We start from the raw sequence: 24,211 nt of genomic DNA, 5'->3' as shown, positions 1-24,211 counted from the left end.
TAGGATCGGTCTAACTTCTGGCTTTATCCGCTTAAAATGCAACAAAAGGCATCCGAATGAGGCGCATTCGGATGCCTTTTGTCTACAATCTGAAATGCGCCTGCCAAAGGCGCATTTTTTTATTTGTGCGTTCTAAAATTTCCTGGTTAGTCATATGTATGGACAAACCCTAATCTAAAGGATGAATGCCTTATGAAAAAACTAGCCGTTGTGCTGCTGTCCATTCTCATACTATATGCTGTTTACCATGATCTGACCAAAGGCACTATCCCGGAATCCGAAACTGTAAGAGTTGAGGCAAAAACCTCTGACAATAGAGCTATCCCCTATTTTGAACAGAAGGTTAAAGCTGGAGACACTGTCCTCTCCATTCTTGAAAAGCATACTGACGAAGATCTCCCTGTTTCTGTAAAAAAAGCTGTTGCTGATTTTCAGTTGCTAAACCACGGCTTAATGCCAGAGGAAATACAGTACGGCAAATCCTATAAGTTTCCGGATTACCGCTCCAACAATTAGCAAAGGTTAACAGTAGAACGATATTCTTGTCAATTTCGGCGATACACTGATAAAATAAATGAGGAAAGTTCATTGAAATGAATTATTAATTTCATTTTCAAAAGGAGCGAATCACTGTTGAGTGAATTAATACATCGTACCAAAACCCGTCCAGTCAAAGTTGGTAATTTGACTATCGGCGGCAATAATGAAGTGGTCATCCAAAGTATGACAACCACAAAGACACATGATGTGGAAGCTACTGTAGCAGAAATAAACAGGCTTGAAGAAGCCGGATGCCAGATCGTACGGGTAGCCTGCCCTGACGAGCGTGCCGCAAACGCGATAGCCGAAATTAAAAGACGGATCAATATCCCCCTTGTAGTGGATATCCATTTTGACTACCGGCTCGCTTTAAAAGCAATCGAAGGCGGAGCTGATAAAATCCGGATCAACCCCGGGAATATCGGAAAGCGTGAAAAGGTGGAGGCAGTTGTTAAAGCTGCAAAAGAACGCGGGATTCCGATTCGTATCGGTGTAAATGCGGGTTCCCTGGAAAGACGGATTCTGGAAAAATACGGATACCCTACCGCTGACGGCATGGTTGAGAGTGCGCTTCACCATATTAAAATTCTCGAAGACCTCGACTTCCATGATATTATCGTTTCAATGAAGGCATCCGATGTCAATCTTGCCATCGAGGCCTATGACAAGGCTGCAAGGGCGTTCGATTATCCGCTTCATCTAGGGATTACTGAATCCGGAACGCTGTTTGCCGGTACGGTAAAAAGTGCTGCGGGCCTTGGGGCCATACTGAGCAAAGGAATCGGAAACACGGTCCGCATCTCGCTTAGTGCCGACCCTGTAGAAGAAGTTAAGGTGGCACGGGAGCTTTTAAAAGCGTTCGGTCTTGCAGCAAACGCGGCAACACTTATTTCCTGCCCAACCTGCGGGCGGATTGAAATTGACCTGATCAGCATCGCAAATGAAATCGAAGAATACATCCAGAAAATAAAAGCTCCAATCAAGGTCGCTGTACTCGGGTGTGCGGTCAACGGCCCAGGGGAGGCAAGGGAAGCCGATATTGGTATTGCCGGCGCCAGAGGGGAAGGCCTTCTTTTCCGAAAAGGGCAAATTGTCCGTAAAGTGCCAGAAGCAGTAATGGTTGAAGAATTGAAAAAAGAAATTGACAAAATTGCGGAAGAAAAGCTTAGCGCCATCGCACAAAGGTAAAGCTGCACAGTTGTACGATAAAGTGGCAAGGTCCGTTAACGTAAATGGTTTTTAGATAATGTAAAAATGAAGCTGACTCGAAACGCCGTAAAATCACGGCCATTGTGAGTCGGCTTTTCTTTTGTCGTTGATTTAAACCATTAACAATAATTTTCCGAGTTTACACAAAATTTACAATTCATTCATACTGGCACAGGAATATGGAACTATAATGATGTTAAACTCCGGCAAAAAGCCAGGAAAATATTCTCATCAGCAAGTTGTTTTATACAATAAATTAATGGACAATTTTGGAGAAACGGAGGCATTTCTTGAAATCCAACTTTTACGCTCTTTTTAAGAAAACACGACTCACAGGCAATGATAAAGGATACAAAAAAGGAATCTTCGAAAGAGTTCTGCAAAAAATAAGTTTACAAAACCGGTTATTATTATTGTTTTTTTCATTACTTATTATTTCCACCGTTACGGTAGGATTAAGCTCATATTTAAAAGCTAAAGACATGACGATGAATACGATAGAAAGCAGATTAGTCCGCGAAGTTGAATTAATGGGACTGATAGCTGAAAACTTAAAGTTTCTGTACGTAAGTGATGATCAATACTTCATGCAGCAGCTCGAAATAAACATACGTGCACAGCAAAAAAAACTTAATAGTAATGGCATTTCCCCCGACTTTTTTTACATAACCGATAAAAGACCGATTCCCTTTAAAGTAAGCAAAAAAACACTTCCTTCAATATCTGGGACGCTAGTCAATAAAATATCAAAAACTAAACATGGCATTATTCACGGAGACATAAATGGGGAAAGTTACACCATCTCGTTTCAAGAAATGAAAGAACTTGACGGTATCTATGTTCTATTGGTTCCTGCCGATTCCTACATGGGGCCGGTTAACAAGATGGCTCAATTTACGTTTACAGTTATCATAGTTAGTATAATTGTTTGTGCCATGCTCATTATGCTTTTTGTCAGAACATTGACCAAGCCGCTCACTGCCCTGAGCAACACCATGAAAGTCGCACGCGATGGGAACCTTCAACATTCTGCCGCCATTAATACAACGCTGCCGGAGATTGTTTCGCTACATAAAAGTTATGAAGCAATGACCGGCCAAATGAGGTTAATGCTGAATGAGCTGACGGAAACAACTAAAGAGTTAAACATCACTGGCGGCGATTTAAGTGCTTCATCAGAAAACGCACTGTCATCAAGCCACCAGCTCATTCATTCTATTCATAACGTTAAGCTTGGCGCTCATCAGACAGCTGTGAGCTCTGACAACAGTGTAAACTATATAAAATCGATGAAGCATAATTTCGATAACATGCACAACAGCATGAAGGTGGTGTTCAGCAGTTCAGAAACTATGAATCATTGTGCCGAACAAGGCGAAAAAAATATGGCGGAATTAGTTGAGACCATTCGCAGCTTCGAAAAAGATTTTGAACATTTGACAGACACGATTAAGCAAGTGAAAGCATATTCATCATCCATCACGAACCTTGTCAGCTTAATCAAGGGAATTGCTGAACAAACAAAATTACTGTCCCTGAATGCAGCAATTGAAGCAGCACGGGCAGGTGAATCGGGTAAAGGTTTTGCCGTCGTTGCAAATGAAGTGCGTAAACTTGCTGAACAAGCATCAATCGCAACCGGTGAAATTACCCTGTCGATCTCCAATATGGAGGGTGTAACAATTAACGCGACACAGGAGTTTGAACATATGCTTGCCAAAACACAAGCCAATATAAATATCGCTAACACATCAAAAGCATCCTTCGATGATCTAATGGCACAAATTGCAGACATTAGCAAAAAGCTGTCAGGAATGCAAACTGAGCTTAAAGGCCTGGAGGATATCCTGCCTGAATTGGAACAGGCGGCATTGCATTTCTCATCTGTATCCCAGGCAACATCAGCAAGCGCAGAAGAAATGCTTTCAGCAAGCCAAAGTCAAATCTTGCAAATGGAAAGCACACATAAAATTGGTTTAAACCTGTCCAGTCTGTCAAAGTCACTTTCAAAAATTACCGATAGTTTCAAAATGGAATAATCCGCTAAACAAAAAAGAGGCGAACCCCAAACAAGTCCTGAATGACCGTTTGAGCCGCCTCTTTTGTTTTGCTCCTTAATACAAAAACGGCAGGATAAAAATGCCGACAATAATAGAAACTGCACCGATTCCGATTGCCCAGCTGCCAAGCGCAGAAGCGCCTCTCCTTCTGGCCATGAACCCAAGCACAATGCCAGCTGTCCCAAAAAGTAATGGCAGCACAAACAGCGACATTATTGAGAGAGCCAGCGCGGAATACCCCAACACCGACCCTGTCATGCCGCCTGCCTGGCCATTTTGGCCATTGCCCGCATTTCCGCCGTTATTAGCATTATTCGCATTATTTGGCGTCTTTATATTAGAGACAGGCGCTGCTATTTCAGCCGCTGTTTCTTCCTGATAATCCTGCTGTCCCGATCGGGTTTTGATTGCATCTTGTTCAGGCTCGTTCACATACTGGCGGGTCTTCCGGTTTCGTTCTTGATCTGCCACTTGAATCCCTCGCTTTCATGTAGGAGCTTTATTATTGTTCACGAATGCGATGGGTTTCAATATGTCAATGTTTAACTGTAATGCTTTTTGTTTGTAATCTGTATAAGGAAAGACTTTTGGTAGCAATTTGCTTTTGATAAAATTAATGCAGTCGGTAATTTTATGTGAATTAGGAGAAAAATATATGAGAAAACGGTTTGGAATCGATATTGACGGCACAGTCACCTGCCCCTCCTCGTTGGTCCCATTTATAAACGAAGCGTTCAAATTGAATATTACCCTTGAAGATATCAAGCAATATGATTTGATGCCGCTCGTTTCTGTAACTGAAGAAGAATTTACTGAATGGTTCAGCACGAATGAACCGGTCATTTATGCCCGCTCACCGCTGGCACAAGGGGCAAAAAACGTACTGGCGCAGTGGGAAAAAGAACATGAGCTTTATTTCATCAGTGCGAGGGGCACCCATTTGCTTAATTTGACAAAGGAATGGTTTCAGGAGAATGGCCTTTCATTTCATCACATCGATTTGATTGGAACCCATGATAAAATCGGAGCAGCGAAAAAATATGAAGTTGAAATCTTTTTTGAGGACAAGCATGACAATGCAGTGATGATTCGCGAACAATGCAATATTCCGGTCATTCTTTTCAACACCCCATATAATCAGGAACCCGTTCCAGAAGGTGTTATCCGTGTCAATGGCTGGCAGGAAGCCGGAAAGTGGGTTGACAACTGGCTCAAAAATCCCGATTTTTGGCATCAAAAAAGCGGCTTTTGATTTGAAGCCGCTTTTTTGTGTTGGTGTGATAGGATTATTGTACAGCTCCCGTTTGGGAGGGCGCTTCTAATGGCAATCCGGACACCGCCCGTATATCTCGAATTTATGGCCTGATATGTCATATCCATTCAGTTTTTCCTCCAGGCCGCCCATTGGGCATGTTTCTATTTCCTTTGTTTTCCCGCAGTCAAGGCAGATAAAATGGTGATGGTGCAAATCATGTGAGCACGTGAACCGGAAATGCTTTTCACCGGATAGCTCCGTCTTTTCTAAAATTTCCAGGTCCGCAAACAGGGACAGGTTTCTGTATATCGTGTCAAAACTAAGGCCGGGATAATCATCCTTCAATTCTTCAAGCACGTCCCTGGCCGTCAAATATTTATCACTGTCCGCAAACAGTTTAAGCATATCCTCTCTCTTTCCAGTATGTTTAAACCCTCTTGCTTTCAGAAGATTCATCGCTTCATTCACGTTCATACATTCACCCCTTATACAATGGCCGTGCTGTGGAGATCTTTTTCGCAATGATTGTGATGATCAATATGAGAACCGCAATTATGACGATTGTTCCCCCCGGCGCAAGATCTAAGTAATACGAAAGAGATAATCCCCCAAGAACTGAAGCCTCCCCAAAAAGGACAGACATAAAAATGGTTTGTTTGAACCCCCGGGCAATCCTGATGCTCGCGGCTACCGGGATTGTCATTAAGGATGACACAAGCAAAATTCCGACAATCCGCATCGAAGCCGCAATAACGAGCGCGACCATTATGATGAAAATAAAATGCAGGCTCTTTGCAGCTATGCCGGTTGCCCTGGCATGCTCTTCGTCAAAAGAAAGCAGAAACAGCTCCTTATAAAGAAGGATGATCACTACAATTACAAAGATGCTGATTGCCAAGATCGTCCATAAATCCGTCCTGCTGACTGCACTGACGCTGCCAAACAAATAACCAAAGAGATCGGTATTAAAACCGTCAGCCAGCGAAATAAAAATGACTCCAAGTCCAATGCCCCCTGACAGGATAATTGGTATCGCCAGTTCCTGGTAGTGCTTATATACACTGCGCAGCTTCTCGATAAACAGGGATCCAGCGACTGAAAATGCCATCCCCATGTAAATAGGATTTACACCAGTGAACAGCAACAATTTCTTTTCAAGCAGAAGACTAGCCGCAATGCCGGCCAGCGTAACATGGCTTAAGGCATCGGCAATCAACGACAGCCTCCGCACCACGATAAAAACGCCCAGCAAAGGGGCAATGATCCCAATAATAATGCCCGTCAAAAAGGCATTTTGTAAAAATTCATACTGCATGACTGCCGTTATCATGTACTGGAGCCTCCATGATGATCGTGATGGCCGTGGTCATGTGTCAAAATGTTGATATCATGCCCGTAAATTTCCGAAACATCATTGATCTTTAATTGTTCAAATTCCCTCGAACTGCCATGGAAGTGAAGATGTTTATTCAGGCAGGCCACGTGGGTCACCTTATCGGAGATCGCCCCAATATCATGAGTGACAAGCATGAGTGTGATTCCCTGCTCTTTATTGAGACTTTCAAGCATTCCATAAAAAGAATTGACATGTTTGGAGTCAACCCCGACAGTCGGTTCATCAAGGATGAGCAGTTCCGGTTTGCTGACAAGTGCCCTGGCGATGAATACCCTTTGCTGTTGACCACCCGACAGTTCACCGATATTTCTGTTTATAAACTCTTCCATTCCGACTGCTTTTACAGCTTCCCTCGTTTTTTCCTTGTCCTTCTTATCCATAAAACGGAACAGGCCGATTTTTTTTGTGAGGCCGCTCGCGACTACTTCATAGACTGTTGCCGGAAATCCAGTATTGAAGGAATTCGCCTTTTGGGAAACAAACCCGATTTTATGCTGTTCTTTGAAATGAGTTATATCCTTGCCGAAGATTTTTATTTGCCCGGCTGGCGGTTTCAGCAATCCGAGAATAAGCTTCAGGAGTGTCGACTTTCCTGAGCCGTTTGGGCCTACAACCGCAAGGTACGCACCCCTGTCCACTTCAAGGTTAATGTCCTTTAAAACAATCTCCTTGTCGTAGCGGAACGAAAGATCCATTATTTCGACAATAGGTTTATTGTCCTTCATACATATTCACCTACAAAATAAGAATGATTCCGATTTAACATAGAGTAGTATAACTTATCTTTCGCGCATTGTAAAACATAAGAAGAACCGGGACCTTTACCAGCGCTTCAACAATAATGAAGGATGCTGTCACGCACCATCGCTTCTTTTCATAAGTTAGATGGGAGGAGTGGTGAGATTGAAAATATTTGAAAACATTATCAATCATAAAATAAGTACAATCACAGCTGAAGAATTGCTGAAATATGCCTCACAGTTCGATATATCAATCAACAAGGCCCAGGCAAAAAAAATCGCTGAATACTTACGGGGAAAACAAGTCAATATTTTTAGTAATGAAGAAAGAACCGCTTTAATAAAAGAAATTGCAAGAATAGCTGGGCCGGCTACTGCAAAACAGGTCAACAAGTTATTTATTCAGTTTACAAAGAACAGCCAACAATGAATATACATTGAAAAAAGCTGTGACGGCGAAAGCTCACAGCTTTTTTCCTTTATTGCCACGTTACAGGAAAGAATCGAAACTATACTGGTTGGCTCATCATGATGATATCCATCAGATTGTCCTCAAATTTTTTGTTCCGGAGCATTGTAATTTCATGCCCATAAGGAGGCCGCTGATTCTTTTTATCTTCACCTACATAAGGGGTTTCAAGGATCTTTGGCACCGATTCAAGCTGCGGGTGGTGCACAATATAGTTTAGCGCTTCAAACCCGATTTCCCCGAAACCAATGTTGGCGTGCCTGTCCTTCCTCATTCCCCTGGCATTCTTGCTGTCATTGATATGAAGCACTTTTAAGCGGTCAAGACCGATTATTTTATCAAATTCATTCAGAACCCCGTCAAAATCATTGACGATATCATATCCGGCATCATGGGTGTGGCAGGTGTCAAAGCAGACTGAGAGTTTATCGCTATATACCACGCCATCCATGATCATGGCCAGTTCCTCAAACGATTTTCCGCATTCCGATCCTTTTCCCGCCATTGTTTCCAGGGCTATTTGGAGATTTTCCTTTCCAGTTAAAACTTCATTCAGCCCTTCAACGATTTTTTTGATGCCTTCATCTGTTCCTGCTCCCACATGGGCACCCGGATGCAAAACAATTTGTTTTGCTCCAATAGCCTCAGTCCGTTCAATTTCAGAACGTAAAAAACGGACGCCCAGCTCAAATGTGTCCGGATTTGAACTATTTCCTATGTTAATGATATAAGGCGCGTGGACGACGATGTCATCAATGCCGTTTGCTTCCATGTGCCTGCGCCCGGCTTCAATGTTAAGGTCCTCAATTTTTTTCCGTCTTGTGTTTTGTGGTGCCCCTGTATAGATCATAAATGTGTTCGCGCCATATGAAACTGCTTCCTCACTTGCAGCAAGCAGCATCTTTTTGCCGCTCATTGATACGTGTGAACCAATTTTCAACATATTATCTCTCCCTCTCCTCAAAAAGCTATTTATTTCTTTTTTTTAAGACGGTTTTGCCGCTTCTTGATTTTCTCAAGATCTGCCTGCATCTTCTTTTTGTAACCTGGCTTGACTTTCTTCGGCTTGCGCACCATTGATTTCGCTTGTGCCTCGGCTTCCCCATCTTGCTTCTTCCGTTTTTGCCGTCTGTTTCTGTGACCCAGCTCGACCCATTCGCCATTTTGGAGATCGACATTTTTAAATTCCAGCCCCATTTTTTCAAGCCTATTCAAAGCGTCTTCATCTGACGGGTCATATATGGTAAGTGCAATTCCGGAATAACCTGCACGCGCCGTCCTGCCAACCCGGTGTATATAAAAATCAAGGTCTGATGGAAGTTCGTAATTGATGACATGGCTGACACCCTGGATGTCAATTCCCCTGGCAGCAAGGTCCGTGGCGACTATATATTGATATTCCAGGTCCCTGACCTGCTTCATCATCCGTTTTCGTTCCCTTGGAGTTAAATCCCCATGTATCCTGCCGACCTTCAGCCCCTTGTCCAGCAGGCCGTCGGCAACCTCGTCCACCTTCTTTTTTGTATTGGCAAAAATGATGGCCAGATAAGGATTGAACACTGTAACGCTTGAGTGTACCAGTGTGATTTTATCACGGTGCCTTGACGGTATCAACCAGTGCTCAATTTTTTCTGCAGTCGCCTGCTCGGGGTCAACATGGACATATTTTGGATTCTCCATATATTTCTTCAGGAACGGCTTTAATTTCTCAGGAATAGTCGCAGAGAATACAAGCATCTGCAATTCCTCCGGCATTTTTCCGGCAAATTGGTCGATATCCTCCAAAAAACCCATGTCAAGCATTAAATCTGCTTCATCGATAACAAGCATGGAAGTTGTATGGACAAACAGCGCCTGTTCTTTTACCAAATCATTGATTCTTCCTGGTGTTCCGACCACGATCTGAGGCTGTGTTTTAAGCCTTTCAATCGTTCTTTGTTTATCTGTGCCGCCAATGAACAGCCTTGCGGAAATTTCTTGATCCTTTGCGGCATGTTCGGTTATCTTCAATATTTCCTGGTATATCTGGCTGGCCAGCTCCCTTGTCGGTGCTGTGATCACCGCCTGCACTTCCTGGCGGGAAGGATGGATGCGTTCAATGATCGGCAAAATGTAGGCATGTGTTTTCCCGGTGCCTGTCTGTGAATGGCCGATTGCACTTTCTCCTTTTAAAACAGCAGGAATCAGCCGCTTCTGGATATCTGTTGGTTCAAAAAAGCCCAGCTGCTTAACAGCATTAATGATAAATGGCTTAAAATCATAGCTTTCAAACTTTGTTGTATTCATATTAAAAACTCCTTTGCAGTGGCCCGCCTGGCCGTAGGCGAAACTTATCATCCAGGCTCCCGGGCATGTCCATCATGTAATTATAATAAAGATCTTCAAAAATCTCCAATCCTGTTCTCTTTTATCTTTATCTTTTCCTTTTGCGCAAGATAACTTTCCCTGTTTATCCAATTCCGCTCATTACTTAGACCGATAGTTGATAAATGCATAATCTAATATGAAAGATATTTTGGAAGGAGGTAAATGTATGCCGCTAGGACCACGAATGCCAATGCACGCCGGAATGGGCCCCCGCTTTATTGGTCCAGGGATAAGGCCCCCGATGAACGGACCAGGGATGTTTGGGCCGCCGATGGGAAGCGCGAAACAAAGTGGCGGGCTGCTGGCAAAGCTCCTTGGAAAAGGCAGCCAGACTGGAGCAATGGGCGGGTTTCCAGGGGCAGCCCATGGAGCAGGCGGGGGCTCGCTGCTTAAGTCCCTGGGCAATCCGGGTGCCATCACAGGATTTCTCAACAATACCCAGAATGTATTAAAGACAGCCCAGCAGATTGCTCCGATGATTCAGCAGTACGGCCCCCTTGTCCGAAACCTTCCTGCCATGTGGAAACTGTACAAAGGGCTGAAAGATGTACCTGACGACAATAACAACGGTGAAGATAGTGACACCGGGAAAGAAGAGGAAAACCCGACGGTGAAAAAAAATAACAAAACAGCAAAAAAAGTGAAAACCCAGAGTAACAAGAAGAAAGCCGCGACAGCCGGCAACCGAAAAGCATATGCAAAAGCAGGTTCTGTTAAAGGTTCTGTTAAAGGTTCTGCCAAAGGTTCCGTGAAAGATTCTGCAAAAAACTCGTCAAAAGGTTCAAAAAGTTCCAATTCGAAAAGTTCAAAAAGTTCTTCAAAGGCTTCCGTGCCAGCTGCCGCACCCAAGCTGTTCTTTTAACCCTTTCCGTTGCACTTATCCTCCTTCCCTAAAAGTGATTTTTGTAATCTGTTGACAAGTTTTATATAATATAAATAGAAATAGAGGATTCTATAGGAGGATCACTTCATGAAAGTCATTAAAATATCACCGCGGGGGTATTGCTATGGTGTTGTTGACGCCATGGTCATAGCCAGGAACGCGGCTCTCGATAAATCACTTCCAAGACCTATATATATACTCGGGATGATTGTCCATAACAAGCATGTTACAGACGCGTTTGCCGAAGAGGGAATCATCACGCTCGACGGAAATAACCGAAGGGAAATTCTTGAAAAAGTGGACGGAGGCACGGTCATTTTCACTGCACACGGGATTTCCCCCGAAGTGCGCGAGCTCGCTCAAAAAAAAGGACTCGTTTCAATTGACGCAACATGCCCTGATGTGACGAAAACGCATGACCTGATCCGTGAAAAGGAAAAAGAAGGTTTCCAGGTGATCTACATTGGCAAAAAAGGCCATCCGGAGCCTGAAGGTGCTGTAGGGGTAGCCCCGGGCATTGTCCATCTTGTGGAAACCGCAGCCGACGTAGAAGCTCTGGACCTGAATGCAGAGAAGCTAATTGTGACAAACCAGACAACCATGAGCCAATGGGACGTAGCAGATATCATGCAAAAAGTGAAAGAGAAGTTTCCTCACGCTGAGGTGCACAAGGAAATCTGCCTCGCAACCCAGGTACGCCAGGAAGCAGTTGCGGAACAGGCAAAAGAGGCTGATGTTTTAATAGTAGTAGGCGACCCAAAAAGCAATAACTCCAACCGTCTTGCACAAGTCTCTGAAGAGATTGCCGGAACGAGGGCATACAGGATTGCCGACATTTCAGAATTAAACCTCGACTGGCTTAAGGGCGCCGAGACAGTTGCCGTTACGGCAGGCGCGTCTACTCCAACCCCGATAACTAAAGAAGTCATCACATTCCTTGAGCAGTTCGATCCGGCCGATGAATTGACCTGGCATCTCGAGAAAAAAGTCCCGCTCAGCAAAATTCTGCCTAAGGTGAAAAAAGCGGAAGCAAGTGTTTAAAATTGCAAGACCGGTCCATCGCTGGGCCGGTCTTTTTTCACGTTTCTTTCTAGATAAACAGAAACGGATCCGTATGAATTTCGGATGGAAATATATTAAGATCGTATCCTCTATCATTGCACATTTTTGATAGAACATCCGCAACTCCCTTTTTCATGACCTTTTCCACGTTGTGGCCCGGGTCTACCATATTTAATCCCGCCAGCATGGCATCATGGGCCGTATGGTAGTAAATGTCCCCTGTAACATATACATCGGCACCGCGAAATTTAGCCTGATGGTAATACTTTCCTCCATCACCGCCCATGATTGCGACCTTTTTCACAGTTGCTCCTAAATCCCCGACAACACGAACAGCCTCAACATCCAACGTTTTTTTGACGTGGCCGGCAAACTCCTCCAGTGTCATTTCCTTGATGGTGCCAATTTTCCCCAAACCGAGTGAATGGCCCTTGTTTTCAAGCGGATAAATATCATACGCAACCTCTTCGTACGGGTGTGCTTTCAGCATGGAGTTTATTACGGTCTTTTGCAGGCTTTCTGGAAAGACAGTCTCAATCCTTATTTCATGTACTTCTTCAAGCTTCCCCTTTTGCCCTATATGGGGGTTCGTGTTTTCTCCCGGCAGGAATCTGCCCGTTCCTTGCGCTGAAAAAGAACAATGGCTGTAATTGCCGATAGCACCAGCCCCGGCACGGCCAATTGCTTCCCTAACTTCTTCTGCATTTTCCCCTGGGACAAATACAACTAATTTTTTTAGCTTTCCCTCATAAGTCGGGACCAGCACTTCCTGATTTTCCAGGCCGATGGCATCAGCCAAAAGGTCATTTACTCCGCCTGCCGCCACATCCAGATTGGTATGGGCCGCATAAACGGCAATATCATTCTTGATCAGCTTAGAAATGATCCTGCCCGAAGACGAATCGGTCGAAATCTTTTGCAGCGGCCGAAAAATAGGCGGATGGTGGGCTATGATCAGCTGTACATCCTTCTCGATTGCCTCATCGACCACTTCCTCCAAAACATCAAGGGCAATCATGACGTTTTTGACCGGTATATTCAATGCTCCAACCTGGAGCCCGATTTTGTCTCCTTCCATCGCTAGTCCTTTAGGTGAATACTGTTCAAATAAATGGATGATTTCATGGCCGTTTACTGTTTTCATTGCTGTAAAATCTCCTCCGCCATTTGAATTTTTTCTGAAAGCTCGTTCCGTTTCTGGACTGTTTCATCATTTTTCCCGGCTGATTCGAGCGATTTCAATATCCTCTCCCAGTTTGCTTTTTCTGACTGCCATTTTTCAAGGAAAACCGGATTTCGGTCTTTTAGTAAAAACGGCCCGAACAATATATCTCTTTTCATTCTGTCACTGTACGCGCTTAGGGGAGACCCTTTTTCAGCAGCAAGAATTTCATAAATCTTGCCGTCTTCCTTTATGATTTCTTCTGCGACAAGCTCCCAGCCATTGTCTATCAACCAGCTCCTGACTGCTGACGAACCGATATTTGGCTGTAAAACGAGCTTTTTCACGCCTGCAACCTTCGCTTTTCCATTTTCAAGAATGCTTGCTATCAGTGCTCCTCCCATTCCTGCAATCGAGATGCAGTCTGCCTCGCCCGGCTCGACCACTTCCAGGCCGTCGCCTTTTCTTACTTTTATTTTATCGGTCAACCCTTCATATTGAACCTGCTTTAACGCTGACTGATAAGGGCCTTCCGCGACTTCACCGGCAATAGCTGCAGGCACAGCCCCCTTTTTCACCAGATGGCACGGCAAATAGGCATGGTCTGACCCTATATCCGCCAGCGTGTAGCCTTCGGGTATATGATTTGCGACAGTCTCAAGACGGACTGACAATTTTTCTGTGTTCATATGTCACCTTCTAAAAAATTTCTGACTTTCATCTTGGCGCCCATTGTCCAGGCGCTTTACATTTAAGTATAAAAAAAGTCCCCTGCAGATGCAAAGGACCATCCATCACTATGAATATTTTATTTTAAAGTAGTCAGCCATTCTGCCATTTTTTCTTCATTTCCCTTAACGAGTCCTCCTGGCATTCCGCCTTTTGTCCCGTTAACAAGGATATCCTTGATTTCATCCTTGGAGTATTTGTCGCCGACACCTTTTAAGGCAGGGCCGGATACACCCTGGTATTGGTCACCATGGCAGGCTGCACATGTTGTTTTATATATGTCTTCCGGGTCCGCTTTTGCAGCTTGTTCCGTTTTGCCTCCGTCCTTTTTCTCTTCTGCTGCCTGTTCGGCATCCCCCAGGCCTTTAAAAGACAGCAGGAACATCAGCCCAATGCCGAATACCATGATGAGCACGAACGGAATGATTGGATTGCGATTCATATTATACCCCTCCTCTTATGTACGAACATTTTTACTAAAAAAATGATTTCAAACAATTATTATTTTACTTGAAAAATGATTGCAGGAAAAGCAAAAAAGCAAACTTTGCCACAGTTGTTCACAATTTAGACAAAAAACCCCATCCCCAAAGATGGAGTTTTTATTTCCGATTGCTCAACAACCAATCAGCCTTGCGATCACCATTCGCTGCACCTCTGACGTCCCCTCGCCAATCTCAAGCAATTTTGCATCCCTCATATACCGCTCGACGTGGTATTCTTTCATATAGCCGTAGCCACCGTGGATCTGTACCGCCTCGCTGGTGACTTCCATCGCTATCTCAGAGGCATACAGCTTGCACATAGAGGCTTCTTTCGAGAAGGGGCGGCCCTGGTCCTTAAGCCACGCTGCTTTATATACCATGTTGCGAGCGAGTTCAATTTTCATTGCCATGTCTGCAAGTTTGAATTGGATCGCCTGGAATTGGGACAGAGAACGGCCGAACTGTTTCCGTTGCTCCGCATAATTAAGCGCCCGCTCAAATGCCCCCTGGGCAATACCAACCCCCATCGCACCAATCCCGATTCTTCCGCCATCGAGGGTAATGAGAAATTGTTTGAAGCCTTCCCCTTTTTTCCCTAATAGGTTCTCCAGCGGGACCTCCACATTCTCGAGCACCAGCTCGGTTGTATTGGATGAATTCAAACCCATCTTTTCATAATTGTCGATGACCGTGAACCCGGGAGAATTTGTTGGCACAATGATCGCACTGATTTCCTTTTTGCCGCCGTCTTCCCCTGTCACAGCGGTAATGGCAAGATGTTTTGCATAGCTGGCATTTGTGATAAAGCATTTATTTCCGTTGATCGAAAAACGCCCGTCTCTCTCCACAGCGGTTGTCCTGGTACCGCCGGCATCGGAGCCTGCATTTGGCTCAGTAAGCCCAAATGCCCCGAGGGATTCACCGGTGCAAATCGGGATTAAATACTTTTGTTTTTGGTCTTCAGTGCCAAACAAATAGATCGGTGCGCCTCCAAGCGAAATATGGGCAGAGTATGTGATTCCCGCAGATGCACAGGCCCGGCTTAATTCTTCTGTGACGATGGCAAAGCTGATCGTATCGGCTCCGGCTCCGCCGTATTCTTCCGGAAAGGGAAGCCCGAGCATCCCCATGTCTCCAAGCTTTTTAAATATTTCCTGTGGAAATTGTTTTCTCTGGTCCCTCTCAAGTGCTCCAGGCGCTACTTCCTCTTCTGAAAATTCACGAATGGTTCGCTTGATCATTCCTTGCTCTGCGGTCAAATCAAAATTCATATCCATCCCCCTTGTACAAATGCGCTTACATTTTATATTATAAAGGGAAAGAAATAATTTTCTCAACATTTTAAAACTTTTCAATTTTGCAATATTATCTGAACATAACAACCGCCAGGACGAGCAGTCCGACCGGTCCTGATACTTTAAAAGAAAGCAATTTCAACTTCAGCCCGGTGAACGTCCATACGAGGCAATTCAGGGCCAGAACAGAATAAATTGTTAAAGGGTGTGACCATAGCCTGTCTGCGACCTCTGCGGATCCCATTAAAAGGAGCAGCGCTGAAACAATCATTGGCAGTTGAATTGAGCGATCCATTTTTGAATAATAATAAACCGCTCCAAAACAAATACCGGCCATTAAAATATAAAAGGTAATTTGCAAAATGAAAGACAATTCAGTAAAATAGATTAAAAATGCCGAAAGTGGCAGCAGCATTAACAGGGAACCGCTGAAAAAAACCATCTTGCCGGATTTTTTAGACGTCGGCTCCACGGCAGGCTCATCTCCCCCGGTATATAGCGCAAGCAAATAATCGCAATATTGGTCCGGCAGCAAACGGTTTTTTTTCCAATATGTAATTTCTTGAACAATGATGCTTTTACGCTGGCGATCCATATGGCCTTAGCACTTCCATTCGTGAACATAATAAAAGGAATAAATTACTTCTATTGTAGGAAGTAATTTATTCCTTGGCAATCCTATTCTAAAAAGTCTTTCAGGCGTTTACTGCGGCTCGGGTGCCTCAGCTTGCGCAGTGCCTTGGCTTCGATCTGGCGGATGCGCTCACGTGTGACACCGAATACTTTACCAACTTCCTCGAGAGTCCGGGTACGCCCGTCGTCAAGTCCGAAGCGGAGCCTGAGCACGTTCTCTTCCCTGTCAGTAAGGGTATCCAGAACGTCCTCGAGCTGCTCCTTCAACAGCTCATAGGCTGCATGTTCCGACGGAGATGTCGCGTCCTGGTCTTCAATGAAGTCTCCGAGGTGCGAATCATCTTCTTCACCGATCGGTGTTTCAAGGGAAACCGGCTCCTGCGCAATCTTCAAGATCTCGCGGACCTTTTCCGGGGTTAAATCCATGTCTTCGGCGATTTCCTCAGGTGTCGGTTCGCGGCCCAGGTCCTGCAGCAACTGCCTTTGTACCCTGATCAGCTTGTTGATCGTTTCAACCATATGCACCGGGATACGGATCGTCCGGGCCTGGTCGGCAATGGCCCTTGTTATAGCCTGGCGGATCCACCATGTGGCATATGTGCTGAATTTAAAGCCTTTGCGGTAATCGAACTTTTCAACCGCCTTGATCAAGCCCATATTCCCTTCCTGGATCAGGTCAAGGAACAGCATGCCACGGCCGACATAGCGTTTTGCAATGCTTACAACAAGGCGCAGGTTTGCTTCTGCAAGCCGCCTTTTTGCCTCTTCATCGCCCTGCTCTATCCGTTCGGCCAGGTTGATTTCTTCTTCCGCGGACAGAAGGTCCACCCGCCCTATCTCTTTCAGGTACATCCTCACTGGGTCATTGATCTTGACCCCTGGGGGCACACTTAAATCATTTAAGTCGAATTCCTCTTCGCCTTTGGCGAGCTCCTGGATATTTGGATTTTCTTCTTCTTCCTCACTGTCACCGACAAGTTCTATTCCCTGGTCACCAAGGAATTCATAAAACTCATCCATCTGGTCAGAATCAAACTCGAAGTTTGAGAGCCTTTCGGCAATATCATCATAAGCAAGGACGCCGGTTTTCTTACCCAGTTCCGTTAACTGGTCTTTCGCTTGTTCAAGGGTCACTTCTGATTCGACCTCTTTAGAACGGGCTGACTTTTCAGCCATATGTCCCCCTCCTTCCAAAAAATCACAAACACTGATCAGTAAGATCTATAATAATTTTCGCAGCTGGATGATTTCTGCAGCGATGGCTGCAGCGCGAAGAAAATCACTTTCACGTTCTGCCTGCTTTTGTTCTGATTCTTTTTCCTTTATTTTTAACAATTTTTGATAATTCAACACCTGCTTAATATAGTCGGCTAATTCCTGGTCACTGACCTCCTCATTAATGGACATCATTTCAATTTCGGCAACAACCCTTTTTAGCTTATTATCCTCAAGATAATTTAAGAACGCACTTGAATCCGGTTGATGCCCTTTTTCATAAAATCCAAATAAATAAGTAATAATAGCCTGGTGTTCATCAATGTTGAAGGTATTTCCCTGGAGCATATCCTGCACTTTATAAGCGAAGTCGGTGTCCCTCATCATGTGGGAGATCAAGCGTCTCTCGGCAGTATGGAAAGCAGGCCTGAGCCGATCCGTTTTCCGCGCAACGGTGATTTGCGGCTTCAATTGTACAGCTTTGTCCGGGGTTGTTCGTTTTTCAGCCCTGGACATCTGCATTTGCTGCTGTTGAAGCGCATCGAGCGAAATGGAAAATTCAGAAGCGAGCTGTCGCATATAATGGTCTTTCTCGACTGCTTTTTCCAGGCGGCTGATTTCCTTTAATACTTCTTCGATATACTGAAGGCGATCTCCTTCATTATGGAGGTTTTTCCCCCTTCGGTAGTAAAGAAACTTAAAACCCATCAGTGTTAAGCTTGCCCCTATTACATCGTTGGCAAATTTTGCTTCGCCAAACTCCCTTATGTAGTCATCGGGGTCGTATCCGTCCGGCATCAGCGCCACTTTTACCGAACAGCCGGCCTGCGAAAGCAGATTTGCCGCGCGGAAAGCAGCTTCAATTCCGGCATTGTCGGAATCATAACAGATTGTTACAGAATGAACATTTCGCCGGATGACCGATACATGTTCATCTGTGAGCGATGTTCCCATTGTGGCAATACCGTTTTCCACACCTGCCCGGCCTGCAGCTATCACATCAGCGAATCCTTCGAAAAGAACAGCCTGCTGATGCTTTCTGATACTTGGCCGAGCCAGGTTGAAATTATACAATATTTTGCTTTTATTAAAGATGGCCGTCTCGGGGCTATTTAAATATTTGGGCTCATCGTCCCCCATTGCTCTCCCGGAAAAGGCTATCGTATTACCATGATGGTCAAAAATCGGGAACATGATTCTTTCCCGGAACCTGTCAAAGAAAGTCCCATCCTTGTCCCGTTTAATAATCAGGCCTGCCTTCTCGATCACATCCTGGGGGAATCCCCGTTTAACAAGAAATTTTGTGACGAAGTCCCACGACGGAAGGGCATAACCAATTTGGAACTTGTCAATTGATTCTTTGGTGAATCCGCGCTTAAGCAAGTATTCAAGAGCATGCTGGCCGTCTTTTGTGTTTACAAGCAAATGATGATAGAATTTACGTAGTAGCTCATGGGCCTCAATCATTTGCTGAACATCCTGCGGCATCTTCGGTTGTTTCGAACCTGATGGCATCTCCAGTTGGAGGTCAACCTGGCCCTTTTCAGCCAGTTTTGCGGCCGCTTCGAGAAAAGACAATCCTTCAATTTCCATTAAGAATGAAAAAACATTCCCACCAGCATGGCAGCCGAAGCAATGATAAATCTGCTTGTCAGGGGCGACTGAGAAGGAAGGGCTGTTTTCTCCGTGAAACGGGCATAGGCCGAAATAGTTCCTCCCCTGCTTCGAGAGCTGGACATAATCACCTATGACATCAACAATGTCAACGGATTGGCGGATTTCATTCAGTTTTTCCTCGGCAATTCGTTCTGACATAAGCATAACTCCGTTTAAATCATTATTCGAGAGGATAGGTTCAAAATCCTGCAAATTTCGACAAAAGATTTGCCAATTCTGCTGCAAACCGTTCCCTGTCTTTTTGGCTGAAAGATTTTGGCCCTTTCCCATAGATTCCCTGGCGCCTTGCCCTGGCGGAAAGATATCTCATGTCAAGTGCAGTTTGAATCTCGTTTTCATCAAATAAAATTCCCCTTGGCGACAGCACATAAACTCCTTTCGCCAACAGCGTCGAAGCCAATCCAATATCCTGTGTCACACAAATATCCCCGCATGTTGCATGGTTCATAATATAGAGGTCGACCGCTTCTTTTGATGAATCTACGAAGACCCAATTTTGGCCGGCCAGATCATTTTGAACATGTGCATAAGAGGCGACAAATAGTGTTGTGATCGAGATAGGCGAAGTTATTTCGACAATTTCTTTTTTAACAGGACACGAATCAGCATCCACAAAAAATGACGGCTGGTTTAATTTATTAGTAGTTATTCTACATCACTCCGGATATTCCTTCTTTACGAGGGAATTTTTCAAAAACGGAATTATGTCGAATTTTATTTAGAGCTTTACCTTGACATCTGACAATAAATAGTTTATTCGTAATAACTAAACTCTAAACCTAAACTCGTACATTTTTATCACAATTTTTTATTATAGTATATGATAGTCTTTTTTGCCAAGATTTTGTCTCGGAGTTTTGTCGCCGATGAAATATCAATAAAATAATACGCGAAGCAACACTATACCGCACTGCTCAACTGATAATAAGAAAAAGCACATATGGGATATATGTGCCATGTGCTAGAGATTGGCCGATCTCTTCGTCTTCAGGTTCATGATTACATTTGCTGTTTCCTCAACTGCTTTATTTGTTACATCAATCACAGGGCAACCAATCCTTCCCACTATCCCGTCAAAATAATAGATTTCCTCTTTAATCCTCTCAATATTCGCATAGATCGCTTTGTCGTTCAAACCCAGGGATATTAACCTCTCCCGCCGGATCTGATTTAATTTATCCGGGCTGATACGCAGGCCGAAGCATTTTTCCTTTGGTACGAGGAAAAGCTCTTCAGGGGGATCAACCTCGGGCACAATTGGCACGTTTGCTACTTTAAAGCGTTTATGTGCAAGATACTGGGAAAGAGGTGTTTTGGACGTTCTCGAAACGCCAATAAGTACAATATCCGCCTTAAGAATCCCCCGAGGGTCACGCCCGTCATCATATTTCACCGCAAATTCAATCGCTTCAACTTTCTTGAAATACTCTTCATCAAGCTTCCTGACAAGCCCAGGCTCATACTTCGGTGTCTCTCCGCAAATGTTTTGAATCTGGTTCATAAGCGGCCCGATAAGGTCAACGGCAAAAACTCCTTCTTTAGCAGCTGCTTCCCGCATATACTCACTTATTTCGGGCCTGACAAGTGTATAGGCCACCATGCCGCCGTCAAGCTTAGCCAGGGATACCACTTCATCAATATGCGTTTGCTCCTCCACGTAAGGAAACCGCTTCAATGTAACATCAGCATCATTAAACTGGCTGATTGCCGCTTTTGTAACCAATTCCGCCGTTTCCCCTACAGAATCAGAAACAACATATATTACTGGCAACTTTCCCATTCCCAAACACCAACCCTCTGTCGTTTATCGCTATTGTCCATTTGCCAGAGCGACAAATGCCTTGGTTATATTGCTTTTTGTAACTCTCCCCACCACTTCAAAGCCGTCATCTGTCTCCCTGACCACCGGCAGGGCATCTATTTGCTTCTCAATCAGCTTTTTTGCCACGTCAATCAAGAGATCTTCTTTATTGCACATAGTGATATTAGGCATCCTTGTCATGATTATATGGACAGGGAGAGCTGTCAGCTCCTGTTTGCCTATACTTGCCCTCAGCAGATCTTTTCGTGATAAAACGCCGACAAGCAATGAAGCTTTGTCAACCACAAATAAAGTGCCCACGTCTTCCAAAAACATTGTGCAAATCGCATCATAGACCGAAACATTCTCATGCACTACCACAGGAATCGATTGATAGTCCCTGACAAGGATCTTCTGTAAATTTTCTGTGAGTAGCTGCGTTCCCGTTTTTCCTGTGTAAAAATAGCCAACCCTTGGCCGGGCATCCAAATAGCCAGCCATTGTTAAAATGGCCAGGTCCGGCCTTAATGTCGCCCTCGTCAGGTTTAAACGTTCGGCGATATGCTCACCAGTGATTGGCCCGTTTTCTTTAACAATTTGCAAAATATGTTCCTGGCGTTTATTAAGTTCGATTGTCCTCACCACCCAAAAAGAAAAGCATAAGAGCTTGTATGCAACCATTTGTCCCGTACAATCAAGGTTATCCTTGTATAAAAGTATTATATACTTTTTGAGCAGTTTGAAAAGAAAAAATAACTAAAGGCGTGTCAATGGCATGCAAAAACGCGGAACTTGGCCCGCGTTTTCTTACAAAATCAGTATTGGAGCTTATCCTGAATAAAGCTGACAAGATCCGCAACCGCTATCCTTGTTTGGACCATAGTATCACGATCCCTTACTGTAACCATGTTATCTTCCTTGGAGTCGAAGTCAAATGTAATACAAAATGGTGTCCCAATCTCGTCATGGCGGCGATAGCGCTTGCCGATTGAACCGGCTTCATCAAAATCGACCAGGAAGTGTTTAGATAACAGCCCGAAAACATCCTTTGCTTCTTCCGATAATTTCTTTGACAGTGGGAGGACTGCGGCTTTAAAAGGTGCAAGCGCGGGATGGAAATGCATCACTGCCCGTGTTGTTCCGTCCTCCAGCTGTTCCTCGTCAAACGCATCAATTAAATACGCCAGCGTCACGCGGTCAGCCCCCAGGGACGGCTCAATGCAGTAAGGAACGAATTTTTCGTTCGTTTCCTGGTCAAGGTAATGGAAATCTTCACCTGAAAATTCCATATGCTGCTTTAAATCATAGTCTGTCCGGGAAGCAATTCCCCATAGCTCACCCCAGCCAAACGGGAATTTATATTCAAAATCTGTTGTCGCGTTGCTATAGTGGGAAAGCTCATCGTCCGAGTGGTCGCGCATCCGGATGTTATCTTTCTTCATTCCCAGGGACAAGAGCCACTGTTCTGCGAATTGCTTCCAGTAATCAAACCATTTTAACTCTTCACCTGGCTTGCAGAAGAATTCCAGCTCCATTTGTTCAAATTCCCGTGTCCTGAATGTGAAGTTGCCGGGAGTAATTTCATTTCGGAAGCTTTTTCCGATTTGAGCTATGCCAAACGGCAGTTTTTTCCTCATAGTTCGCTGCACATTTTTAAAATTGACGAAGATGCCTTGCGCAGTCTCCGGACGGAGAAAGATTTCGTTTGTGCTTGATTCAGTGACACCCTGAAACGTTTTAAACATCAAATTGAACTGGCGGATTCCTGTGAATTCTTTGCTGCCACAATCAGGGCATGTGATGTCATGCTCTCTGATCAATTCCTCCATTTTTTCAAACGGCAGTCCATCAACGACCATTTCAATCCCTTTTTCGTCAAGGGCGTTCTCAATGAGCTTGTCGGCACGATGTCGTGCTTTGCAATTCTTGCAGTCGATCATTGGGTCATTGAAATTTCCTAAATGTCCTGACGCCTCCCAAGTACGGGGATTCATCAGGATGGCAGCATCCAATCCCACATTGTAAGGAGACTGCTGGACAAACTTTTTCCACCATGCCTGTTTTATGTTGTTTTTCAGTTCAACGCCAAGCGGACCGTAATCCCATGTATTCGCAAGGCCTCCGTATATTTCGGAACCAGGAAACACAAAACCCCTGTGCTTGGCATGCGACACGATCTGATCCATCGTTACACTCATCTTCTAATCGCTCCTTTTTAAGTAAAAAAATAAAAACTCCCGCCCCTATGCATGAAGCATAGGGACGAGAGTTACCCGCGGTTCCACCCTATTTGCTGCGACGCAGCCTCTTTAAAGCCATGTTGCTCGGGAACGCCTTCCTTTATTCTCCGTCACCCGGCTCGCACCGTCCCGGGTTCGCTTTTACAGAGGGGATAAAGTACTCTTTTCCTTCAGCGCAAACATATGTAATTTACTTTGAATCATATCGAAAAGAAAGTCGATTGTCAACAAGATCACAGCCTGTCTTTTAGCTGATCCATCTGGTTGAGGAACCGTTTCGTCTTCAGGTGCAGCCCTGAGTATTCCTCATAATAGGCGTTGATCACTTTCTTAAGCTCAGCTTTCGTTTCAGGCTTGACGGAAATGGAACCGAGCCTTGAAAGATCCAGAAGGTAAAACAGACGCAGCAGCTTTGCCGTTGCAGGGGAGATTTTAAAATGATACGGGTCTTTCGAAACACAGCGATGGCACAGCAGCCCCCCCTCCCTAACCGAAAAGGAAAAAGTGCCGTCGGTGCGGCCGCAATTAGCACACTGGTCCAGTACAGGGTACAGCCCCAGCACATTCAGCATTTTCATTTCATATATATTCGTCAATATTTCGGGGTCATATTCCTCATTTAAATATTGAAGAGTTTGTAAAAGCATCCCGAACATATATGGGTAGGGTTTTTTGTCATCAGTACTTTTATCAGTTAAATCTACAACATAACTGGCATAAGCCGTTAAAAATATGTCACCCCGGATGAACCTCATCGATGAGATCATTTCCCCTTGCTGCAAGCTTCCAAGGCCACTTCCAGTCTGGACAAGAAAATGGCCGTATGTAAAAAGCTGGGTGATGGCGGAAAGCCTGCTGTTCGGCTTTTTCGCTCCCCTGGCCATCACGCCAACTTTTCCCCATTCCCGTGTATATAAGGTCACGATTTTGTTTGTTTCGCCATAATCTGTTGTTCTTATCACGATGCCTTCACATTTCTGAAGCATCAGCGGT

25 protein-coding genes are annotated in these 24,211 nt (G+C 44.6%); 7 read left to right on the top strand and 18 right to left on the bottom strand.

The genetic code is table 11. The features are described 5' to 3' along the window. Window positions 1-192 precede the first annotated feature (192 nt). The 3 genes from CVD19_RS19160 to CVD19_RS19150 all read left to right on the top strand — a co-directional run bounded on the left by CVD19_RS19160 (window position 193) and on the right by CVD19_RS19150 (window position 3,788). Window positions 193-516, top strand: a complete 324-nt coding sequence (locus CVD19_RS19160; protein WP_101584513.1) for a hypothetical protein — start codon at window positions 193-195, stop codon at window positions 514-516. A 117-nt stretch (window positions 517-633) separates the two neighbouring features. Further along, window positions 634-1,728, top strand: coding sequence for a flavodoxin-dependent (E)-4-hydroxy-3-methylbut-2-enyl-diphosphate synthase (gene ispG / locus CVD19_RS19155; protein ID WP_101584509.1), 1,095 nt, complete (start codon window positions 634-636; stop codon window positions 1,726-1,728). A 311-nt stretch (window positions 1,729-2,039) separates the two neighbouring features. Next, on the top strand, window positions 2,040-3,788 hold the full coding sequence (locus tag CVD19_RS19150; protein WP_257985197.1) for a methyl-accepting chemotaxis protein: 1,749 nt from the start codon (window positions 2,040-2,042) through the stop codon (window positions 3,786-3,788). A gap of 75 nt (window positions 3,789-3,863) precedes the next feature. On the opposite strand, the gene CVD19_RS19145 is transcribed toward CVD19_RS19150, so the two are convergent. Further along, window positions 3,864-4,280 (bottom strand): hypothetical protein, encoded by a 417-nt coding sequence (locus CVD19_RS19145; RefSeq protein WP_101584506.1) that lies wholly within the window; start codon window positions 4,278-4,280, stop codon window positions 3,864-3,866. A 184-nt stretch (window positions 4,281-4,464) separates the two neighbouring features. Here CVD19_RS19145 and CVD19_RS19140 point away from each other — a divergent pair, with 184 nt between their 5' ends. Then, complete coding sequence (locus tag CVD19_RS19140; RefSeq protein ID WP_101584503.1) at window positions 4,465-5,061, top strand: hypothetical protein; 597 nt, start codon at window positions 4,465-4,467, stop codon at window positions 5,059-5,061. Window positions 5,062-5,127: 66 nt separating this feature from the next. Here CVD19_RS19140 and CVD19_RS19135 read toward each other — a convergent pair whose 3' ends face one another. Genes CVD19_RS19135 through CVD19_RS19125 form a run of 3 tightly spaced genes read right to left on the bottom strand, consistent with a single transcriptional unit; the run spans window position 5,128 to window position 7,185 of the window. Then, the gene (locus CVD19_RS19135) at window positions 5,128-5,538 is read right to left on the bottom strand and encodes a Fur family transcriptional regulator (RefSeq protein WP_101584502.1); all 411 of its coding nucleotides are present in this window, start codon (window positions 5,536-5,538) and stop codon (window positions 5,128-5,130) included. Window positions 5,539-5,542: 4 nt separating this feature from the next. Then, a complete protein-coding gene (locus CVD19_RS19130; protein ID WP_101584501.1) occupies window positions 5,543-6,394 on the bottom strand; it encodes a metal ABC transporter permease in 852 nt (283 codons plus the stop codon). After that, a complete protein-coding gene (locus CVD19_RS19125) occupies window positions 6,391-7,185 on the bottom strand; it encodes a metal ABC transporter ATP-binding protein (protein ID WP_101584500.1) in 795 nt (264 codons plus the stop codon). The genes CVD19_RS19130 and CVD19_RS19125 overlap by 4 nt, the downstream gene beginning before the upstream one ends. Before the next feature lie 178 nt (window positions 7,186-7,363). On the opposite strand from CVD19_RS19125, the gene CVD19_RS19120 reads away from it, so the two are divergent. Next, the gene (locus tag CVD19_RS19120) at window positions 7,364-7,630 is read left to right on the top strand and encodes a DUF2624 domain-containing protein (RefSeq protein ID WP_101584493.1); all 267 of its coding nucleotides are present in this window, start codon (window positions 7,364-7,366) and stop codon (window positions 7,628-7,630) included. Window positions 7,631-7,709: 79 nt separating this feature from the next. On the opposite strand, the gene CVD19_RS19115 is transcribed toward CVD19_RS19120, so the two are convergent. Beyond that, entirely contained in the window at window positions 7,710-8,612 is a 903-nt protein-coding gene (locus tag CVD19_RS19115) for a deoxyribonuclease IV (protein WP_101584491.1), read from the bottom strand. Window positions 8,613-8,641: 29 nt separating this feature from the next. Next, window positions 8,642-9,955: a DEAD/DEAH box helicase gene (locus tag CVD19_RS19110; RefSeq protein ID WP_101584488.1), complete on the bottom strand. Its 1,314-nt coding sequence runs from the start codon at window positions 9,953-9,955 to the stop codon at window positions 8,642-8,644. A 247-nt stretch (window positions 9,956-10,202) separates the two neighbouring features. Between CVD19_RS19110 and vrrA the strand changes: the two genes are divergently transcribed. After that, window positions 10,203-10,898, top strand: a complete 696-nt coding sequence (vrrA, locus tag CVD19_RS19105) for a VrrA/YqfQ family protein (RefSeq protein WP_101584485.1) — start codon at window positions 10,203-10,205, stop codon at window positions 10,896-10,898. A 108-nt stretch (window positions 10,899-11,006) separates the two neighbouring features. Beyond that, a complete protein-coding gene (locus CVD19_RS19100) occupies window positions 11,007-11,960 on the top strand; it encodes a 4-hydroxy-3-methylbut-2-enyl diphosphate reductase (RefSeq protein WP_101584482.1) in 954 nt (317 codons plus the stop codon). Between the two features lie 49 nt (window positions 11,961-12,009). Here CVD19_RS19100 and CVD19_RS19095 read toward each other — a convergent pair whose 3' ends face one another. From CVD19_RS19095 to recO, 12 genes are all read right to left on the bottom strand, one after another. Next, window positions 12,010-13,125 carry a Nif3-like dinuclear metal center hexameric protein gene (locus CVD19_RS19095; RefSeq protein WP_101584479.1) on the bottom strand — a complete coding sequence of 372 codons (1,116 nt, stop codon included), beginning with the start codon at window positions 13,123-13,125 and terminating at the stop codon, window positions 12,010-12,012. Further along, window positions 13,122-13,832: a tRNA (adenine(22)-N(1))-methyltransferase gene (locus tag CVD19_RS19090; protein WP_101584477.1), complete on the bottom strand. Its 711-nt coding sequence runs from the start codon at window positions 13,830-13,832 to the stop codon at window positions 13,122-13,124. The genes CVD19_RS19095 and CVD19_RS19090 overlap by 4 nt, the downstream gene beginning before the upstream one ends. A gap of 119 nt (window positions 13,833-13,951) precedes the next feature. Continuing rightward, a complete protein-coding gene (gene cccA, locus CVD19_RS19085) occupies window positions 13,952-14,314 on the bottom strand; it encodes a cytochrome c550 (protein WP_101584475.1) in 363 nt (120 codons plus the stop codon). A gap of 174 nt (window positions 14,315-14,488) precedes the next feature. Continuing rightward, on the bottom strand, window positions 14,489-15,628 hold the full coding sequence (locus CVD19_RS19080) for an acyl-CoA dehydrogenase family protein (protein WP_101584473.1): 1,140 nt from the start codon (window positions 15,626-15,628) through the stop codon (window positions 14,489-14,491). 94 nt (window positions 15,629-15,722) lie between these two features. Further along, on the bottom strand, window positions 15,723-16,247 hold the full coding sequence (locus CVD19_RS19075; protein ID WP_101584470.1) for a hypothetical protein: 525 nt from the start codon (window positions 16,245-16,247) through the stop codon (window positions 15,723-15,725). Window positions 16,248-16,330: 83 nt separating this feature from the next. After that, window positions 16,331-17,461 (bottom strand): RNA polymerase sigma factor RpoD, encoded by a 1,131-nt coding sequence (rpoD, locus tag CVD19_RS19070; protein ID WP_101584468.1) that lies wholly within the window; start codon window positions 17,459-17,461, stop codon window positions 16,331-16,333. A 45-nt stretch (window positions 17,462-17,506) separates the two neighbouring features. Continuing rightward, on the bottom strand, window positions 17,507-19,315 hold the full coding sequence (gene dnaG, locus CVD19_RS19065) for a DNA primase (protein WP_101584465.1): 1,809 nt from the start codon (window positions 19,313-19,315) through the stop codon (window positions 17,507-17,509). 40 nt (window positions 19,316-19,355) lie between these two features. Further along, window positions 19,356-19,790, bottom strand: coding sequence for a YaiI/YqxD family protein (locus CVD19_RS19060; protein WP_101584463.1), 435 nt, complete (start codon window positions 19,788-19,790; stop codon window positions 19,356-19,358). 348 nt (window positions 19,791-20,138) lie between these two features. Continuing rightward, a complete protein-coding gene (locus CVD19_RS19055) occupies window positions 20,139-20,957 on the bottom strand; it encodes a pyruvate, water dikinase regulatory protein (RefSeq protein WP_101584544.1) in 819 nt (272 codons plus the stop codon). 30 nt (window positions 20,958-20,987) lie between these two features. Beyond that, entirely contained in the window at window positions 20,988-21,620 is a 633-nt protein-coding gene (locus CVD19_RS19050; RefSeq protein ID WP_101584543.1) for a helix-turn-helix transcriptional regulator, read from the bottom strand. Between the two features lie 173 nt (window positions 21,621-21,793). Then, window positions 21,794-23,176: a glycine--tRNA ligase gene (locus tag CVD19_RS19045; protein ID WP_101584461.1), complete on the bottom strand. Its 1,383-nt coding sequence runs from the start codon at window positions 23,174-23,176 to the stop codon at window positions 21,794-21,796. Between the two features lie 275 nt (window positions 23,177-23,451). Then, the gene (recO, locus tag CVD19_RS19040; protein WP_101584458.1) at window positions 23,452-24,204 is read right to left on the bottom strand and encodes a DNA repair protein RecO; all 753 of its coding nucleotides are present in this window, start codon (window positions 24,202-24,204) and stop codon (window positions 23,452-23,454) included. Between the last annotated feature and the right edge of the window lie 7 nt (window positions 24,205-24,211).

The sequence above is a fragment of the Bacillus sp. T33-2 genome (genome assembly GCF_002860205.1).
Lineage (GTDB): Bacteria > Bacillota > Bacilli > Bacillales > Cytobacillaceae > T33-2.
Note: the sequence above shows the minus strand (reverse complement) of the source record. Positions and strands in the feature narration are given on the sequence as shown.

What these genes read in the sequence shown, in the direction of transcription:
- CVD19_RS19160 (WP_101584513.1), top strand. Translation starts at nt 193, where the DNA reads ATGAAAAAACTAGCCGTTGTGCTGCTGTCCATTCTCATACTATATGCT.
- CVD19_RS19140 (WP_101584503.1), top strand. Translation starts at nt 4,465, where the DNA reads ATGAGAAAACGGTTTGGAATCGATATTGACGGCACAGTCACCTGCCCC.
- CVD19_RS19135 (WP_101584502.1), bottom strand. Translation starts at nt 5,538, where the DNA reads ATGAACGTGAATGAAGCGATGAATCTTCTGAAAGCAAGAGGGTTTAAA.
- CVD19_RS19130 (WP_101584501.1), bottom strand. Translation starts at nt 6,394, where the DNA reads ATGATAACGGCAGTCATGCAGTATGAATTTTTACAAAATGCCTTTTTG.
- CVD19_RS19125 (WP_101584500.1), bottom strand. Translation starts at nt 7,185, where the DNA reads ATGAAGGACAATAAACCTATTGTCGAAATAATGGATCTTTCGTTCCGC.
- CVD19_RS19115 (WP_101584491.1), bottom strand. Translation starts at nt 8,612, where the DNA reads ATGTTGAAAATTGGTTCACACGTATCAATGAGCGGCAAAAAGATGCTG.
- CVD19_RS19110 (WP_101584488.1), bottom strand. Translation starts at nt 9,955, where the DNA reads ATGAATACAACAAAGTTTGAAAGCTATGATTTTAAGCCATTTATCATT.
- vrrA (WP_101584485.1), top strand. Translation starts at nt 10,203, where the DNA reads ATGCCGCTAGGACCACGAATGCCAATGCACGCCGGAATGGGCCCCCGC.
- CVD19_RS19100 (WP_101584482.1), top strand. Translation starts at nt 11,007, where the DNA reads ATGAAAGTCATTAAAATATCACCGCGGGGGTATTGCTATGGTGTTGTT.
- CVD19_RS19095 (WP_101584479.1), bottom strand. Translation starts at nt 13,125, where the DNA reads ATGAAAACAGTAAACGGCCATGAAATCATCCATTTATTTGAACAGTAT.
- CVD19_RS19090 (WP_101584477.1), bottom strand. Translation starts at nt 13,832, where the DNA reads ATGAACACAGAAAAATTGTCAGTCCGTCTTGAGACTGTCGCAAATCAT.
- cccA (WP_101584475.1), bottom strand. Translation starts at nt 14,314, where the DNA reads ATGAATCGCAATCCAATCATTCCGTTCGTGCTCATCATGGTATTCGGC.
- CVD19_RS19080 (WP_101584473.1), bottom strand. Translation starts at nt 15,628, where the DNA reads ATGAATTTTGATTTGACCGCAGAGCAAGGAATGATCAAGCGAACCATT.
- CVD19_RS19075 (WP_101584470.1), bottom strand. Translation starts at nt 16,247, where the DNA reads ATGGATCGCCAGCGTAAAAGCATCATTGTTCAAGAAATTACATATTGG.
- rpoD (WP_101584468.1), bottom strand. Translation starts at nt 17,461, where the DNA reads ATGGCTGAAAAGTCAGCCCGTTCTAAAGAGGTCGAATCAGAAGTGACC.
- dnaG (WP_101584465.1), bottom strand. Translation starts at nt 19,315, where the DNA reads ATGTCAGAACGAATTGCCGAGGAAAAACTGAATGAAATCCGCCAATCC.
- CVD19_RS19055 (WP_101584544.1), bottom strand. Translation starts at nt 20,957, where the DNA reads ATGGGAAAGTTGCCAGTAATATATGTTGTTTCTGATTCTGTAGGGGAA.
- CVD19_RS19045 (WP_101584461.1), bottom strand. Translation starts at nt 23,176, where the DNA reads ATGAGTGTAACGATGGATCAGATCGTGTCGCATGCCAAGCACAGGGGT.
- recO (WP_101584458.1), bottom strand. Translation starts at nt 24,204, where the DNA reads ATGCTTCAGAAATGTGAAGGCATCGTGATAAGAACAACAGATTATGGC.